8 protein-coding genes are annotated in these 17,803 nt (G+C 53.7%); 7 read left to right on the top strand and 1 reads right to left on the bottom strand.

Annotation, left to right across the window (positions count from 1 at the left end):
• From EU556_RS23895 to EU556_RS23880, 4 genes are all read left to right on the top strand, one after another.
• Window positions 1–1,364: T9SS type A sorting domain-containing protein (locus EU556_RS23895; protein ID WP_135436764.1), on the top strand; the 1,364-nt coding region annotated here is incomplete at its 5' end.
• Between the two features lie 885 nt (window positions 1,365–2,249).
• Window positions 2,250–7,100, top strand: coding sequence for a malectin domain-containing carbohydrate-binding protein (locus tag EU556_RS23890; protein WP_167855699.1), 4,851 nt, complete (start codon window positions 2,250–2,252; stop codon window positions 7,098–7,100).
• 106 nt (window positions 7,101–7,206) lie between these two features.
• Window positions 7,207–11,133, top strand: a complete 3,927-nt coding sequence (locus tag EU556_RS23885) for a malectin domain-containing carbohydrate-binding protein (protein ID WP_135436762.1) — start codon at window positions 7,207–7,209, stop codon at window positions 11,131–11,133.
• Window positions 11,134–11,836: 703 nt separating this feature from the next.
• Entirely contained in the window at window positions 11,837–12,505 is a 669-nt protein-coding gene (locus tag EU556_RS23880; protein WP_135436761.1) for an exopolysaccharide biosynthesis polyprenyl glycosylphosphotransferase, read from the top strand.
• 28 nt (window positions 12,506–12,533) lie between these two features.
• Here EU556_RS23880 and EU556_RS23875 read toward each other — a convergent pair whose 3' ends face one another.
• Window positions 12,534–12,731 (bottom strand): hypothetical protein, encoded by a 198-nt coding sequence (locus EU556_RS23875; RefSeq protein WP_135436760.1) that lies wholly within the window; start codon window positions 12,729–12,731, stop codon window positions 12,534–12,536.
• A 339-nt stretch (window positions 12,732–13,070) separates the two neighbouring features.
• On the opposite strand from EU556_RS23875, the gene EU556_RS23870 reads away from it, so the two are divergent.
• From EU556_RS23870 to EU556_RS23860, 3 genes are all read left to right on the top strand, one after another.
• Window positions 13,071–13,877 (top strand): polysaccharide biosynthesis/export family protein, encoded by an 807-nt coding sequence (locus tag EU556_RS23870; RefSeq protein ID WP_135436759.1) that lies wholly within the window; start codon window positions 13,071–13,073, stop codon window positions 13,875–13,877.
• Window positions 13,878–13,901: 24 nt separating this feature from the next.
• Entirely contained in the window at window positions 13,902–16,232 is a 2,331-nt protein-coding gene (locus EU556_RS23865; RefSeq protein ID WP_135436758.1) for a GumC family protein, read from the top strand.
• A gap of 211 nt (window positions 16,233–16,443) precedes the next feature.
• Complete coding sequence (locus EU556_RS23860; RefSeq protein WP_135436757.1) at window positions 16,444–17,784, top strand: UDP-glucose dehydrogenase family protein; 1,341 nt, start codon at window positions 16,444–16,446, stop codon at window positions 17,782–17,784.
• Window positions 17,785–17,803 lie beyond the last annotated feature (19 nt).

Here is a 17,803-nt window from a genome sequence, read left to right as displayed (position 1 = left end):
TGGTGTATAACACGCAGCTGGTGGGCAACTGGGTGGAGAACGTGGAGGACCGCACCAACACGGGGGCGCCGGCCTACATCGGGCTGCTGCCCTACCAGTACGGGGTGAGCCAGAGCCTGGGCACGGCCGCGCTGGGCGTGGAGGTGAAGAACAACACCCTTGTCGCTCGACCTTCCTACAAAACCTCCTTCGTTAACAATAATGAGCTAGGCCGCGAGGGGTATTACAACCATTTTCTGGCCCAGTTTATCGGGCCCATGAGCGATATTCCGGTAACCCTGGGCACGATCTTCCAGAACAACACGGCCCGCAACACGGCCAACGCTTTTTACCTAAGCTCCGGGGCCCATAATACGTTGATCTGCTCCACCACCCTTAACAACGTGGACAATCTCGTGGACGACCGTGTGCTTCATAACGCAGCGAAGGCCTCCGTTAATACTGTACGCGAGTGTTCCGCTTCGACTGTGCAACCACCAAACAGCCGTCCTCGCCCTACCGCCGACCCCAAAACCAATACTCCAATTCCGCGCAATGGAGGCGCTACCCGGGTGCTGCCCCTAACGGGGTCATCTCCTAATGGCTATATCACGGGGTTTACCATCACGGAATTGCCCCCGGCCTCGCAGGGCACCTTGTACTTGGGGACCGACCCCATCTCTCAGCACAGCGCCTTGTCAGTAGAGCAAGGACAGCAACTAAGTTTTGAGCCGCGCACTAGCTTCACGGGTGAAGTAGTGTTTACCTACACCTCCATTGACGACCATGGGCTCGTGAGCCTTGGAGCCGACTTTGTGATTCCGGTTTCTAACCCGCTGCCCGTAGTGCTTACTCAGTTTACGGCTAAAGCGCGCAACACCGATGCGCTATTGGCTTGGGCAACTGCCGCAGAACTGAACCATAGCTACTTTGCTGTAGAGCGTAGTGTTGATGGTACAAGCTTCCAGACGGTGCATACGGTCCGTGGATCAGGCACTTCAACTACGGGAATGGCCTACAGCTTTGAGGATTATGGCGTGGGGGCGCATACTCCGGGGATGGTATACTATCGCCTTCGGCAAGTTGACCAGGATAGCACCACTACCTACAGTGCCGTGCGGGCTGTTAGCTTCGCGGCGCCAGCCACGGCAGCTCTGAACATTTATCCCAACCCTGCAGCCAACGAACTGCGCATAAACTTATCAAACCCTGGCGCACGGCTTACGGTGTACTCGGCAACTGGCCTAGCGCTACTTGATACGCGTACAGCTACGAAGGAGGGTGTATTAGATATTCAGAAACTGCCTGCTGGTACGTACGTCCTACTCGTTCGGCCCGATCAGGGCACTTGTCTTCGACAGCAATTTGTAAAGGAGAAAACGTAGCACTCATACTACACTAAAAAACTACACTAAAAAAAGGCCCTACCGCTCGGTGAGGGCCTTTTTTATTGTCTTACTGATGAGCAAGCTACCGCTACACTCTATGTACGCAGGCATTTTATACTTTATCAACACCATTTTAATTATTGGAATATTCCAAAAAAAACTAGAAATATATATAGCATAAGTCTATAGGGTTCTCTACTTTAGCAGCGCAAGACAAAGAAAGATACCTATGGGCAAGCAGTCACGGGCAGTTGATAACTACATCAGGTAAAAGCACTTGCAAACAGTGAGGCCCGTTGGGCGTACCTGACTTCTTCGAGAGCCACATGTAAGGAATTAGTTGCTGACTAGGCCTATTGCTAATAGGCTTCAGGCACCCCTTCCTTCCCCAGCTATAATCACTTACTACGCTGCTACACGGCCGCTCTGGGGTGCCGCTTCACTCCCTATACTCCGTTACTCCCTCTACTTACATTACGCTCGCTACGCTTTCGTAGCTCACACATGACCTAGCTGCAAAGATTGGGCGACTACGGCGTAGCGCACCTTTCTGTCAGCGGCCCTTTGCGGTCCTCTCCTGAACACTAAACGCTTCATAGACCCTGTAGAGGTGAGCTAGCGGCGTGGTTGCGTCCTTTAGAATCGCTCTCGCCAAAGCCTCCGGCTTTCCTCATGTCTTATTGTTAGCCCATGAATCACAACTTTTACGCAAAAATCAGGTATTGGAAAAGCCAGTGCCTGTGGGTGACAGGTATTGCTTTGGCACTCGGAGTTGGAACTCCACAGAGCACCACTGCCCAAACCTCGGCTAATCAAGGCCGGTCTAAAGAGAAGGTCAAAGAAAAAAAGGCCAAGCTCCCGCCTATAAACCTAAGCGGTGCCATGCTGGCTAATGCCCAGTATAACTTCTCTTTTTCGAGAAGTGGCCTAAAAAACGTGAGCCTGGGAAACCCCACTTCCCTCCAGTTTGGCCCCGACGGCCGTTTGTACGTGGCTCAACAGGATGGCTTAATCAAGGCCTTCACTATTGTTAGGGCCGGCCCTGCTGATTACTCCGTCACGGCAACGGAGACCATCGGGCTGATCAATACCATTCCTAACCATGACGACAATGGGGCGCTCAACCCCCAGGTTACAACGCGCCAGGTTACCGGGATTCTAGTAGTAGGAACGGCCGCCAGCCCTATTCTGTATGTTTCGTCCAGCGACAGTCGAATCGGTGGTCCCGATGGCGACTTTAACTTGGATACGAACTCCGGCATAATATCACGACTGACCCGCAGCGGCGGGGTCTGGAGTAAGATGGACTTGGTGCGAGGCCTTCCCCGGTCGGAGGAAAACCACTCGGTAAACGGCATGCAACTGGATGCCACCAAGAACACGCTCTACGTAGCTACTGGCGGGTTTACAAATGCGGGATCCCCCTCCACCAATTTCGCCTATATCAACGAATACGCGCTTTCAGGTGCTATCCTATCAGTTAACCTAACCACTATTGACGCCCTCCCGACCAAAGGCAACGGGAATGCCGCCTATAAGTACGACTTGCCCACATTGAACGACCCCACCCGTACCAACAACCCTGACGGCACGGATGTAGATGACCCTTTCGGTGGCAATGACGGCTTAAACCAAGCCAAACTAGTGGCAGGCGGCCCCGTGCAGGTATACTCCCCTGGATATCGTAACCCGTATGATCTGGTGATAACCAAAACGCCAGGTAAGGCCCGCCGCATGTATACCATCGACAACGGGGCCAACCAGGGCTGGGGGGGCTACCCCGATGGCGAGGGTACAGCCAACGTTACGAACAAGTACGTGGCCAATGAGCCAGGGTCAACTGTACCGAGTGCCACCGAAGGTGTTGTGAACAACCTTGACAACCTGGAGTACATTGGTAATCTGGACACGTATGTACCAGGTAGCCACTACGGGGGGCACCCCAACCCCACCCGGGCCAATCCATCGGGCGCTGGGCTTTACGTGCACAATGGGAGCACCGGCACATGGCGCACTAGCAAAACAGGTACAAACCCGCTGCCCCAAGACTGGCCACCCGTTCCGCAGGCTCATGCCATTGAGGGAGATTTTCAGATGCCGGGGGTGAATGACACCTCCCCCCTGACCTTTACTAACTCCACGAATGGGCTGGCAGAATATACAGCCTCCAATTTTAGTAATGCTCTGAAAGGAGCCCTACTGGCCTGTAGCTTCGATGGTAGCATTTATAAGATAACGCTGACGGATGATGGCACAGGAGTAACCAACCCCCGGGCTGCTGCCGACAAAGTCAACCAAGACCTGCCGTTTGCCTCCAACTTCGGCTCCGTTCCGCTGGATGTTACCGCTCAAGGCGACAACGATATCTTCCCCGGAACAGTGTGGGCCGCTACGTACGGCTCAAACGCCATCGTAGTATTTGAACCGCAAGACTTTCTGGTATGCACCGGCCTGTATAATGCCACCGATGACGACAACGACGGCTACACGAATGCAGACGAAATTGATAACGGCTCACAGCCATGTTCGGCAGCCAGTGTGCCTCCAGATTTTGACAAAGACCTATTATCTGACCTCAATGATCTGGATGATGATAATGATGGCCTAGCCGACACCGAGGATTACTTCGGCGTTGATGCTGCCAATGGCCTCACAACCAACCTGCCCATCCGCTACGACCTGCTAAACAACTACCCTGGCACCGGCCTATATGGGCTAGGCTTTACCGGGCTAATGAGCGATGGGACTAGCGACTACTCGCTGTTGTTCGAAGACAAAAACCTGATTGCGGGGGGCACGGCCGGGGCTTTCTCTATCGTGAGCGTATCGGCGGGCGATGCCTTGGGAGCACTGAACACGCAAGAAGATGCCTTTCAGTTTGGAATAAAAGCGGGCACCGCAACTGGGCCTTTCACAGTAAAGGGTCGATTACTAGGCCCATTCTTCAATGGCCAGACGCCTGCCAACAATCAATCCCAAGGCATCTATATTGGCAATGGTGACCAGGACAATTACTTGAAGGTTGCCTTGGTTGCCAATGGGGGCACCGGCGGCATTCAAGTAGTGTACGAAAGAGCTGGCGTGGTAGCGCTAAACACTACCTATGCCTTGCCAAACGGTATTCCTTCCTCTACCCTGGACCTAATACTGGCGGTTAACCCCGCCACCGGCACGGTGCAACCCAGGTACTCAGCCAATAATGGAGCGCTGGTCAATCTAGGGTCACCCATTACGTTGAGCGGCACCTTGCTAACCATTCTGCAGGGCAATCAGGCGTTGGCCGTTGGTCTCATTGCCACGAGCCGGGGTGCCACCCCCTTCACGGCAACGTGGGACTATATCTACATAACCGCCGATGAGATTCTTACGCCCATCTATCGGCTCAATGCCGGAGCAGGTGCCCTCATGACGTCATTGGGCTCTTTTACCGCTGATCAATACTTCTCCCCTAGCCCAGGCAATACCTACTCCACCACCGCAAACATTGCGGCTACCAGCAGCGCGGCCTTATACCAGAGCGAGCGGTACGGAAGCGGAGGCAGCTTTAGCTACGCCCTACCCGTGCCCAACGGCACGTACCGGGTGGTGCTGCACTTCGCGGAACTGTACTGGACCTCTGTAGGCCAGCGGGTATTCGATGTAAATGTGGAAAACACGAAGGTGCTCGACAATTACGACATCGTGAAGAAAGTTGGCCCCCTGACGGCCACTACCGAAACCTTCACTACTACCGTAACCGATGGTTCGCTGAACCTTGTGTTTGGCGGGACGGCGGCTGATGGCGGCATCGACCAGCCCAAAGTATCGGCCATTGAAGTGTACTCCAACACGCCATCGGTTAACCGGGCACCAATTGTGGCCGCGCCTATCCCCGATCAGGTGGCTACCATAAGTACGCCTTTCAGCTATGTGGTGCCCATTGGCACATTCACCGATGCGGATCTGGACCCGCTCACGTACACGGCCACGCTCAGCACGGGAGCGGCCCTGCCCAGTTGGCTCACCTTCACGCCCACCTCGCGCACGTTTAGCGGCACCCCGCCCGCCGGCAGCCCCACCAGCCTCACGCTACGCGTCACGGCCAATGATGGCAGAGGCGGTACTGCTACCGACGACTTTCTGCTCACTATTACCAGTGCCCCATTAGCCCCCGTGTACCGCATCAATGCAGGCGGCGGGCAGATCAGCACTTCATTGGGCACGTTTGCCGCTGACTATTATTATTCAGCTGCCACTTCGTACGTGTACTCCGTGACCTCGCCCATTGCCGGCACCACCGACGATGCCCTCTACCAAACCGAGCGCAGCGCCAGCACCAACCAGGGCAGCTTCAACTACGCCCTACCCGTGCCCAGTGGCACCTACCGGGTGGTACTACACTTTGCGGAGCTGTACTGGAGCGGCCCCGGCCAGCGCCTATTCGATGTGAGCCTGGAGGGAACCAAGGTCCTCGACAATTATGACATCTTCGCGAAAGTAGGCGCTCTTACGGCCACCACCGAAACCTTCACGACTACCGTATCGGACGGCACTCTGAACCTACTGTTTAGTGGCCTAGCCAACGACGGTGGCGTCGATCGGCCTAAGGTCTCCGCTATTGAGGTGTTCTCTACTACGTCCGTAGGAAACCGGGCGCCACTAGTTGCCACCTCCATTCCTAACCAAGGAGCTACCACGGGCGCAGCGTTTAGCTATAGCTTTGCCGCCACTACTTTCTGGGATGCGGATCTGGACCCGCTCACATACACGGCCACGCTCAGCACGGGGGCGGCCCTGCCCAGTTGGCTCACCTTCACGCCCACCTCGCGCACGTTTAGCGGCACCCCGCCCGCCGGCAGCCCCACCAGCCTCACGCTACGCGTCACGGCCAATGATGGCAGAGGCGGTACGGCCACCAACGACTTTCTGCTCGCCATTACCGGCTCAAGCTGGACTCCGTTGCTGCGCATCAACGCAGGGGGTGGTGCGCTTAGCACTGGCCTAGGCAGCTTTGCCGCCGACCAAGCCTACTCAACCGCCGACAGCTACGTTTATTCTGTAACCTCGCCCATTGCCGGCACCACGGATGATGCTCTCTACCAGACCGAGCGCAGCGCTAACACCAACCAAGGCAGCTTCACGTACTCCCTGCCCGTGACTAGCGGCACGTACCAAGTGGTGCTGCATTTTGCTGAGCTGTACTGGGGTGGCAGCGGCCAGCGCCTGTTCGACGTGAGCCTAGAAGGGCAAAAGGTGCTCGATAACTATGATATTGCCAAAAAAGTCGGCCCGCTAACGGCCACTACCGAGACCTTTATCACCACCGTCTCCGATGGGGCTCTTACCCTCTACTTCAGCTCGTTATCAGCCGACGGCGGCGTGGACCGGCCTAAAATCTCGGCCATTGAGGTGTTCTCCGCCGGCTCAGGTAGCGCCCGAGCCAGCAGCGTAGCCTCGGCACAGCTGCTGACGAGCACTTCGGTGCCCGCTACCGAGAGCGTTACTTCCGCCGAGGTATTCCCCACTCCCACCCCCGATGGGCTCTTGCACTTGCGGCTGCCCACAGCCGGGCCCAGCTTCCACTCTTACCAGCTGTACTCTGCCCTAGGCAAGCAGTTGACCAGCGGCAAGCTCCCTCCCGCGGGCGGAACGGTACCCCTAGACCTGAGCTCCTTTTTGCGTGAGCCGGGGGTATACGTCCTGCACCTGCTGGGGCCGGGAATAAGCCAACCTCTTAAGCTCGTCAAAGAGTGAGCTAAATCAAGCAAGGCCTTTGCCATCAGCTTCTAGGCCACTCCCTGCTTGCCCCTGCCGCAGTTGCCCTGCGTGAGCCGGTTACTCATATCCTATTATATATCAGATGGAAAACGCCTTGATCCAGTACACGCTTCCGAAGCGGCTGTTTAGCGCATGTTTACTGTTGTGGTTGCTGCTGATACCATTTCTAGGCCAGGGGCAGAGTGCAGGCTGGAGCCTGATGACCCCGTCTAACACGCCTAAATGGGTCGGCTTCAGCGTAATGATTAATAATAAGATGTACGTGTTCTCGGGGTTCGATAACAGCTCCGTGCACACTACGGCGAAGTGCGAAGTCTATGATCCGGCCACGAACACTTGGACTTATCTGGCGGATATGCCCTACCCGGTAACCCATGCCGGCATTACCGTTGATGGTACCAAAGTATATGTGGCTGGGGGGTTCTTGGGGGGGCTAGTAGGAGACCCTAATTCTGACCTGCTGCAGATTTATGATGTAGCCACTAATACCTGGAGCCTGGGCCCAAAGCTGCCCAGCCGGAGCGGGGGCAATGCGTTAGTACGCGTAGGACGCAAGCTGCACTCGTTCGGAGGGCTCCTGGATGATCGGCAGACTGGGGCTAACGTGCACTATGTGCTGGACCTCAGCAACCCCAACGCCGGCTGGACCACGGCAGCTCCCATGCCTGACGCGCGGTGTCACTTTGCTACGGCCCACGTGGGAGGCAAGATATACGCCATGGGGGGCCAGGTAGGCCACGACGGCCCCTTCAATGACGTGAACTACGTGCAGGTCTACGACCCGGCAACTGACACGTGGACGCGCCTGCGGGATATGCCCTATATCCGCTCCCACAGCGAGCCGGCCACATTCGTGGTAGACGGAAAAGTGATGTTGGTTGGAGGCCGAAGTGGCCGGCCCAATGGCTTCGACAACGTACTCAACAACGTTACTACCTACGACCCAGCCACCGACACCTGGACTGAGCAGGCCCCGCTGCTAGACCACCTGTTTGGCCCGGCGGCGGAGGCTATCGGCAGCGTACTCATTGTGTCTAATGGTGGTCTCAACCAGGCCACCAACCCGCAAACCACTACCCGCAAGCGCGACCTACCTCGCACGCCTAATAATAAAATCGGGTTTTGGCCGGGCAAGCTCACCCTCTCTGCCGCAGCGGGTACTACCGTCACCAAGCAAGCTTTGCTATGGGCCCTTAGCGGTACCCCAAACTATACTATAGATGCCAGCACCCTCCCGGCCTGGCTAAGCGTGAGCCCCACTACCGGTACCATCGACCTGCTGGGCGGCACCGAAGTGAAGGTCACGGCTACCACAACGGGCCTGAGTGCGGGCACCTACGCCGCCACCGTTACGGCCAAGGCCACCGGCTACCCTGATGCTACCCTGGAGGTGACGCTAACGGTGCAGAATAGCAAACCGAAACTTCTCTATTTATATGGTAGCGTGCCGCCCTCCATTCACGACATGCGGTTGGCTGATTCCGGCAACCAAGGTATGTCTCAGTTCAACCAGTTGCTCACTGAAACCGGATTCAGCGCGGTAGAGGCCCTCGATGCCACCGTTACGCTCAATGCCGCCACGCTCAGCAACTATAAGGTGCTCATTTTGGGTTCTAACAACCGCCGGTTTAGCGCCGCTGAGAAGACGGCTGTGGCCACCTGGGTAAACAGTGGCGGTGGCTTACTAGCGTGGTCAGACGCGGCTTTTGGCTGGGATAGTGGAGGCATCAATAGCACCGTGGGGGCTACTAGTGACAATGACCTAACCGATCAGTTTGGCATGCACTTCCTGCGCGATAATGGCGTGAGCGTGTTTACCCTAAATCAGTGGAGCACGAATCATTACATCAACCGTTTCAATAAGAATGGAGGGCTAACTATTGAGGCCGAAGGGGTTAGCCCGGTGCGCACTACCTCGCCAGCTACCATCTTGGCAGGCTTGCCTGCGGGAAAAGCGCAACTCAATAGTCTTGATGGTCCCGTGACGGCAGCAGATGCGGCAGTTGCCATTGCTAAGATTGGGCAAGGGCGCGTACTGGGTTTCTTTGACCGCAATGCCTTTTGGAACGCCGGCGAGGGCACCTACCTGAGTCGGGTTGAGAACCGGGTATTTGCGCAGCGCATCCTGCAGTGGGTGGCGGGCGCCGATGATGGCGAAACTCTCGCTCCCAAAGTTGTGAATCCTATTGCCGATGTAACCGTGCAGGAAGGCAGCGCCCCCACTCAAATTCCGCTGAGCGGTGTGTTTAGCGACAACGGCGGCGTTAGCAATCTGCGGTTCAGCATTGTGGGCAATTCAGACCCCAATGTCATTCGCACCTCCCTTAGCGGCTCTACCTTGACCCTCACGTATGAGCCCAACCTACTAGGCGCTAGTGATATAGTAGTGCGCGCAACGGATGCCGATGGGCTGTGGGCCGATGACACGTTCCGGGTGATTATTAATCCTGCTACCTCTACTACCGTTGTGTATCGGCTTAACACCGGGGGTGGTGCGCTTAGCACTGGCCTAGGCAGCTTTAGCCCCGACCAGTATTATACCGCCGCTACCTCTTATATATATACTGTGACCTCGCCCATTGCTGGCACTACCGACGATGCCCTCTACCAGACCGAGCGCAGTTCCAACACCAACCAGGGTAGCTTCACGTACTCCCTGCCGGTGACGAGCGGCACGTACCAGGTGGTGCTGCACTTCGCCGACATCTACTGGAGCAGCCCCGGACAGCGCCTGTTCGATGTGAGCCTGGAGGGACAGAAAGTGCTCGACAACTACGACATCATCAAGAAAGTCGGCCCGCTGACGGCTACTACCGAGACCTTCACCACCACCGTCTCCGATGGCGCCCTCACTCTTTACTTCAGCTCCTTGCCTGCCGACGGCGGTGTAGATCGCCCTAAAATCTCGGCCATTGAAGTTTTCACTACCGCCACTGGCAACCAAGCGCCAGTAGCCAACGCAGGTCCAGATCAGAATCTGCGCCTACCCACCAACAGCACCAGCCTAGCTGGCTCAGGCACCGACCCAGATGGCTCTATTAGCGCTTATCGCTGGAGCCAGATCAGTGGCCCGAATACTGCCAGTTTCAGCAGCCAACTAGTAGCAACGCCCACAGTCAGTGGCCTAGTAGCCGGCACGTACATCTTCAGTCTGGTTGTTACTGATAACCAACAGGCCAATAGTGCCCCCGACCAGGTTACGCTCACTGTTACGCCCGCTGCCCTGCCCACTTTCCGTCTCAACGCCGGCGGCGGGCAGCTTACTACTTCCTCAGGGACGTTTGCCGCCGACCAGTATTACGGAGCCAGCAACCTCTATTCTGTAACCTCGCCCATTGCCGGCACCACAGATGATGCGCTGTACCAGACGGAGCGCTACGGTAACAACGGCCAGCTAACCTACTCCCTGCCGGTGACGAGCGGCACGTACCAGGTGGTGCTGCACTTCGCCGACATCTACTGGAGCAGCCCCGGACAGCGCCTGTTCGATGTGAGCCTGGAGGGACAGAAAGTGCTCGACAACTACGACATCATCAAGAAAGTCGGCCCGCTGACGGCTACTACCGAGACCTTCACCACCACCGTCTCCGATGGGGCCCTCACCCTCTACTTCAGCTCCTTGCCCACCGACGGTGGCATAGATCAGCCTAAAGTCTCAGCCATCGAGGTGTTCCCCGCAGCTGGCAGCCAAGTGCAGACCACAAGTATAGCTGCTGTGGAATTACAGCAGCCTCTGCCTTCAGGCGACAAGAAGCTCCCCCATATTGAGCTTTACCCGACTCCGACCCACGATGGCCGCGTATGGCTGGAGTTGCCGCCAACACAGTGCCCCTTAACTTATCAGCTTTACTCTGCGGTGGGCCAGCCCTTGACCAGTGGCGTGCTGCCAGTTACTCCCACTGGCCTAGTTCCGCTAGATCTTGGCCCTTACTTGCGCCAGCCGGGCGGATACCTGCTACGATTAGTTAACGCAACTACCAATCAGTCTCTAAAGCTGGTTAAGGAATGAAATGCCAAGAAGAAGGTGCCCTTGGGTATGGTCACAACCTATTCACTTACATAAGGCAAGTAGTAAAGCCGCCATAGTAGTAGGAGGCCTAGCGGAATGAAGTCGGGATAGAAAACCAGCCAGACACAACCCTATACAACTGGTATTTAAATAGATACGAAATTTCCGTGAAAACTTGATAATTTGAATATATATTCAAAAATCTGTGACTTTATTTTGATTTTCTATAATCATGCTATACTTTAGGTACAAATAAGAGGACAACAGCTCTTCTTAACTGTTTGATAATTTGGTGTTTACAACAAAATACTATTGACACCATATTCAATTAATTCAAATAAAAAAGATGCACGTGTAACAACAGACAGAGAGGAAGGCCTAGGCCAGGAAAAACTGACAACTAGTAAGCGCGCCCCAACTCCGCCCCTGTTACAACGCTAAGCGCCGGTGCTCCATCCCACCTGGAGGCCAAGTGCAGATTGTTTAGCTACTATCCCACCGCTAAACAGTCAATCTACCCAGTACGCTCCCCCCCCTTAGCGTACTATCCCATGCCCAAACTGGGCTTACATGCAGCTTGCTGCCCCGACCAACCCCATGCCACACTGCTTGTAACAGTGCCTAGCAGTGTGTGGTCTAGCGACTATTCAAATGCGAGAAGTATTCCAAACTGGATAAACAGCTCTACTGAGCTCCTTCCCCTATGCATGCAGAAACTTTCGAAAAAGGAACTATGGCACATCAGTTCTTGCCATCGCATGTCGATAATATCGTTCTGGGTGCCTTTCTACGGAAAAGAGCGTTTGATTTTGCCTTTTCCTTGTGCGTGGTAGTGCTGCTCCTCAGCTGGTTTGTTCCCCTGATTGCGTTGCTTATTAAGCTGGATTCAAAAGGACCCGTTTTTTTCAAGCAATTGCGGACAGGCAAGCACAACAAACCTTTTTACTGCTTGAAATTTCGGAGCATGCGCATTAATGCAGACGCTGACCATAAGCAGGCAACCAAAGGTGACAGCCGCATCACTCGTCTTGGTGCATTTATGCGCAAAACCAATCTTGATGAACTACCTCAATTTATTAATGTGCTACGGGGAGAAATGTCGGTTGTAGGCCCCCGCCCACATATGCTGAAGCACACGGAAGATTATTCTCGCCTGATTGACAATTTTATGGTTCGGCACTTAGTTTCCCCAGGAATTACCGGATGGGCTCAAGTAATTGGGTATCGAGGCGAAACAAAAGAAACTGAAGCCATGGCAAAGCGAGTAGATACTGATATATGGTATATTAAGAACTGGTCGTTTATGCTAGATCTAAAAATTGTTATTCTTACAATAAAACAGACGTTTAAGGGCAGCGACAATGCCTTTTAAAGAATACAAAAAAATAGTATTCTCTTACCTAACCTTGTTTATTCTTGAACTCTTCCTCCAATTCTTTAATGTCTTTCAAAATAGTCTCCAGTTTGGAAACTATTAATTGAGCTGACTGACCATAAGAGCTATGCTTATTGGTCCACCCCAAGAATTGCTTGATTTCTTCTTTGGCAAATTTCACCATTGTAGAAGCATTTTTTAAAAACTCATCTTCCGGTTCCATATGCTTACCTACGCAGTTCGTGTCAGATTTGATATAACACAAAAGTAAAGTTCTGGCATCGATAACTAGGTAAAGCTTTATGGCGCCGGACGTGAAAATTACACATAATATTGCTTATCAAGTAATTATGTTTTTAACCCACTTACTAAACGGATATAAAAGCAACTCCTCCATACGCTAGGTCACTCATTTGTTCAGCTTGCAAACAACATACTAAGCCGCTCAGAACATGATGACTCATTCCTACTTACCCGTCATGCTTTATGATAACTGGTATAAAGTACTCAGCCGGTAAAGGCAGAAATGAGCAGCACATTTAAATCAATAAATTTCTTTCGCATGAGCAGGGACATCATAAAATTAATTCTCTTATCCTTCATATCATTAGCCTCAATTGCCTGTCGGCCAACAAGAAATTTGGTTTATTTCAGCGACTTAAAAAATAATGACAATTATAAAGTTGATGTTCCCAATAACTTTGCATTACGCTATCAACCCAATGACCTCCTTAATATTCAATTAATAAGCCTCAGCCAGGAATCTAACGCCTTGTTTAATAAAGGCACTGTACAACCTACCAGCGGCAAAGCCACTGCAGGCTTGAACCTAGCTGATGAAAATACCGCAATTGATGGATATTTAATTGACACCAACGGCCAGGTTGACTTCCCGGTGCTTGGCAAAGTAAAATTAGCTGGTCTTACCAAAGAGGAAGCCACGCAGAAGATGACGACAGAAATCAAGAAATTTGTAAAAGATCCTATTGTTAATATTCGACTGCTTAATTTTAAAATAACTGTTATCGGGGAAGTAAATAAACCTTCTACGTTTATTGTACCCACCGAGCGAATTAATATTCTAGAAGCACTAGGCCTAGCTGGCGACATGACCGCCTATGGCAAGCGAGAAAATGTGCTGTTAGTCCGGGAGAAAGATGGTGTGCGCAGCACCACTCGGTTAAATCTGAACAACAAGGAAATTCTTAATTCTCCTTTTTTCTACCTGCAGCAGAATGACGTGGTGTATGTGGAGCCAGATAAGATCAAGCAGATCCAGGCCACTACGGATACCCGCACCTACACAGTGGCTGCATTAGCGGTTTCGGTTCTAGTCGCGCTGATATTCAATTTCCAGAATATCTTCTAGTACGTCGCCTTTACTCCTTCTACTATGAGTACAGAGTCATTTCATTCGGAAGAGTTTGAGTCTACGAACTACCGTCATATCCTCTCCAAATACCTGAGCTATTGGTATTTGTTTGTATTGGGAGTAGTGCTTTCGTTGGGTGCTGCTGTGCTCTACTTGCGGTATGCCACTCCCCAGTACAACATCAGCAGCTTGCTCCTGATCAAGGATAAGCGCAACGAAACGGAGATTAACCCCACGGAGAAATTCACGGACTTCAGCCGCCTAAACGCTGGTAAAAACGTTGATAATGAGATTGTGCTGTTAAAGTCGGTCAGCCTGATGCACCGGGTGCTATCCGAGCTTTCCTTACAGGCCACGTACCGAGTGAAGGGTGGCATTCGTCAGCAGGAAGTATACCAGGACCAGATTCCCTTCAAACTACTCATCAGCCACCTAGACTCCGCCGCGTATGGCCAGTCTGTGACGGTTCACATCACGAGCAACAACAGCTTTGAGCTCGAGGATAAAACGCAGCGTAGCACTCACCAGTTTGGCCAGATTTTGCGCAAGCCATACGGCACTTTCACGCTGGTTTCCTTACCGGCAGTGAGAGGTACCCGCCGTACTCAGCCGGTCACCATAACTTTTCAGAACCCCCAGAAGCTTGCCAATCACTATGCGAAGAGCTTGCGCGTAGTGCCCGTTAACAAACAAGCAAGTGTGTTAAGTCTGAGCTTGACGGATGCCGTGCCCGCGAGAGGTAAGGACATTATCAACAAGCTTGTGGAGGTGTATAACAAGGAAGCTGTGGAAGATAAAAATGCCACGGCAACTAATACTATCAACTTCATTGACGGACGCTTACAGGGCCTCAGCTCTGAGCTAACAGACGTGGAGAAGGAAGATGAGAACTTCAAGCGGAAGAACCAGGTGGCTGATGTCAGCTCCCAGGTAACACAGTCTCTGCGAGAAGCCGGTGAATACAGCAAGCAGATTTCCAACTATGGTATCCAGATTGAAGTGCTGGAATCCATCGAAAACTATATCACACAGAGCGAAAATCAGCAGCAGCTTATTCCCGGCACGCTCAACGTGGAAGACGCGACATTAGCGAGCCTGATAGCGCAATACAATGATTTGCAGCTAGACCGCGACCGAATGCTGCGCACAACAGAGGCCAGCCACCCCGTAGTGCAGAACATGAACGACCAGCTGGCGAACCTGCGGCAGAATATTCAGGAGAACCTGCGTACCGTTAAGAACAACCTAACTATTACCCGCCGGAATTTGCTGGCAAAAAATAGCCAGTTTGGCTCTCGAATTCAGCAGGTGCCCACCATTGAGCGGGGCATCTTGGCCATCAACCGCCAGCAGGAGCTCAAGCGCGCTCTTTACCTGTACTTACTACAGAAGCGAGAAGAAGCGGCCTTGTCTTTGGCGGCCACTGTATCGAACTCCCGCATCGTTGACCGGGCCATTGCGGAGGATTACCCAGTTAGTCCCAACAAAACCACGGTGCTGCTGGTGGCTCTGTTGGTGGGGCTAGGCCTGCCGCTAGCCTTCGTGTACGTGAAGGAGCTCATGAACGACAAGGTGCAACTGCTGCAGGATGTGCAGTGGGTTACTACTGCCCCCATCTTGGGTGAGCTGATTCATGACCGGACGAACGAGGCCATTGTGGTAGCCAACCAGACACCCATTGCCGAAATGTTCCGCTTGATTCGCATCAACCTGCAGTTCGCGGCCCGCGAGCAAGACAACAAGGTGCTGCTGGTAACCTCCAGCATGAGCGGCGAAGGCAAGACGTTCTTTAGCTTAAACCTGGGCGCCAGCTTGGTATTAACCGGGAAGAAGGTGGTTATAGTAGGCCTAGATTTACGCAAGCCCAACGCCATTACCAACCAACCCCTAACCGATAGCCCAGGCATAACCGACTACCTGGTTTCTGATGCGGTATCGGTCGATGACATTGTCAAGCCTTCGACCGCCTTACCGGGCTTATACGTGGTAGACTCCGGCCCGACGGTGGCTAACCCCTCGGAGTTGATGCTTAGCCCCAAGGTGGACAAGCTCATTGATATCCTTAAGGAAAGCTTCGACTACGTTCTCATTGACTCTGCGCCCGTAGGCCAGGTCGCGGATGCCTTCAGTCTGGCTCCCTACATTGATTCCACTATCTATCTGGTCCGTTACAACTTCACGCACAAGGCCCAGCTGGAAATCATAAACCGCATTCAGGCCGGTCATAAGCTAAAGCAAGTGATGCTGGTAGTGAATGACGCCAACAAAGCCAACCTGCGAGATTACGGCTACGGCAACGGGTACGGCTACTATAAGCCCGACACCAGAAAACAACGGCAAAACCTGGTGTAACCGTCGTCTTGTACGCCTCCCGCTTCAACTCCGCGCCCACGGCCTCCTAGGCCTCTGCCCCATCCCACCTCAGTTCCCACCCATGGCCCCCGCCAAACGCCCCACGCGCTTGGCCTGGGAGCCGAATGCTTGGCGCGGCCCTGCCTAGCCTGGCTCATTGGCACACCAACCAATTGGATAACTGATACATACCAACTTAAAAAGCACGCACATGAAAATTGCAGTAGTAGGTACGGGGTACGTAGGCCTAGTGACGGGCACCTGTTTCGCCGAAGTCGGCATTGAGGTTACCTGCATCGACATCGACCAAAAGAAAATTGACAACCTCAACCACGGCATTCTCCCCATTTACGAGCCTGGCCTAGAAGAAATAGTATCCCGCAACGTATCGGCGGGGCGCTTGAGCTTCTCCACCAACCTGGCCGAAAGCATTCAGGAGGCCGATGTGGCGTTTATTGCAGTGGGCACCCCTCCAGGTGATGATGGGTCGGCGGACCTGAAGTACGTGCTGGCCGTAGCCCGCGCCATTGGCGAGAACCTAAACGACTACTGTGTAGTGGTGACGAAGAGCACTGTACCAGTAGGAACGGCCGCCAAAGTGCACCGTGAGATTGAGCAGGCCTTGTACCTGCGCGGGGCGGAGGTGGAGTTTGACGTAGCCTCAAACCCAGAGTTCCTGAAAGAAGGCGCGGCCATCGACGACTTCCTCAAGCCCGACCGCATTGTGATTGGCGTAGCTTCGGAGCGGGCGCAGGAAGTGATGAGCCGCCTGTATAAGCCTTTCTTGCTCAATGGGCACCCCATCATTTTCATGGATATCCCGTCGGCTGAAATGACGAAATACGCGGCCAACTCCATGCTGGCCACCAAAATTTCGTTCATGAACGACATTGCCAACTTGTGCGAAATCATGGGGGCCGATGTAAACATGGTGCGCAAGGGCATTGGCTCTGATGCTCGTATTGGCACCAAGTTCATCTACCCCGGCATCGGCTACGGCGGCTCGTGCTTCCCGAAAGACGTGAAGGCACTCATCAAAACGGCGGCCGAAAACGGCTATGAGATGCAGGTGCTGAAGGCCGTAGAGAGCGTAAACGAAGCGCAGAAATCGGTCTTGTTCAACAAGGTTACTGAGCACTTCGGCGGGGAGCTGCAAGGCAAGAAGTTTGCCGTGTGGGGTCTCTCGTTCAAGCCCAAGACCGATGACATGCGGGAGGCTCCTTCGCTGGTCATCATCGACAAGCTGCTGGAGCAGGGAGCCACCGTAGCTGGCTACGATCCGGTAGCCATGCCCGAGGCCAGGCACACTCTAGGCGACCGTATTACCTACGCCAAAGACCCGTTTGAAGCCCTGATTGATGCTGATGCGCTGCTGGTGGTGACGGAATGGCCCGAGTTCCGCTCTCCCAATTTCGGGGTTGTAGGCCGCTTGATGAAGGACAAAGTAATCTTCGACGGCCGCAACATCTATGAGCCTCAACAGATGCAGGAGGCGGGATTTATCTACCACTGCATTGGTATTCGCACCGAGTACAAGGAGCTAGCCTTCTGACGCCCGCCCTGTGCCCCCA

The organism is Hymenobacter fodinae, assembly GCF_004745825.1.
Classification (GTDB): domain Bacteria; phylum Bacteroidota; class Bacteroidia; order Cytophagales; family Hymenobacteraceae; genus Hymenobacter; species Hymenobacter fodinae.
Note: the sequence above shows the minus strand (reverse complement) of the source record. Positions and strands in the feature narration are given on the sequence as shown.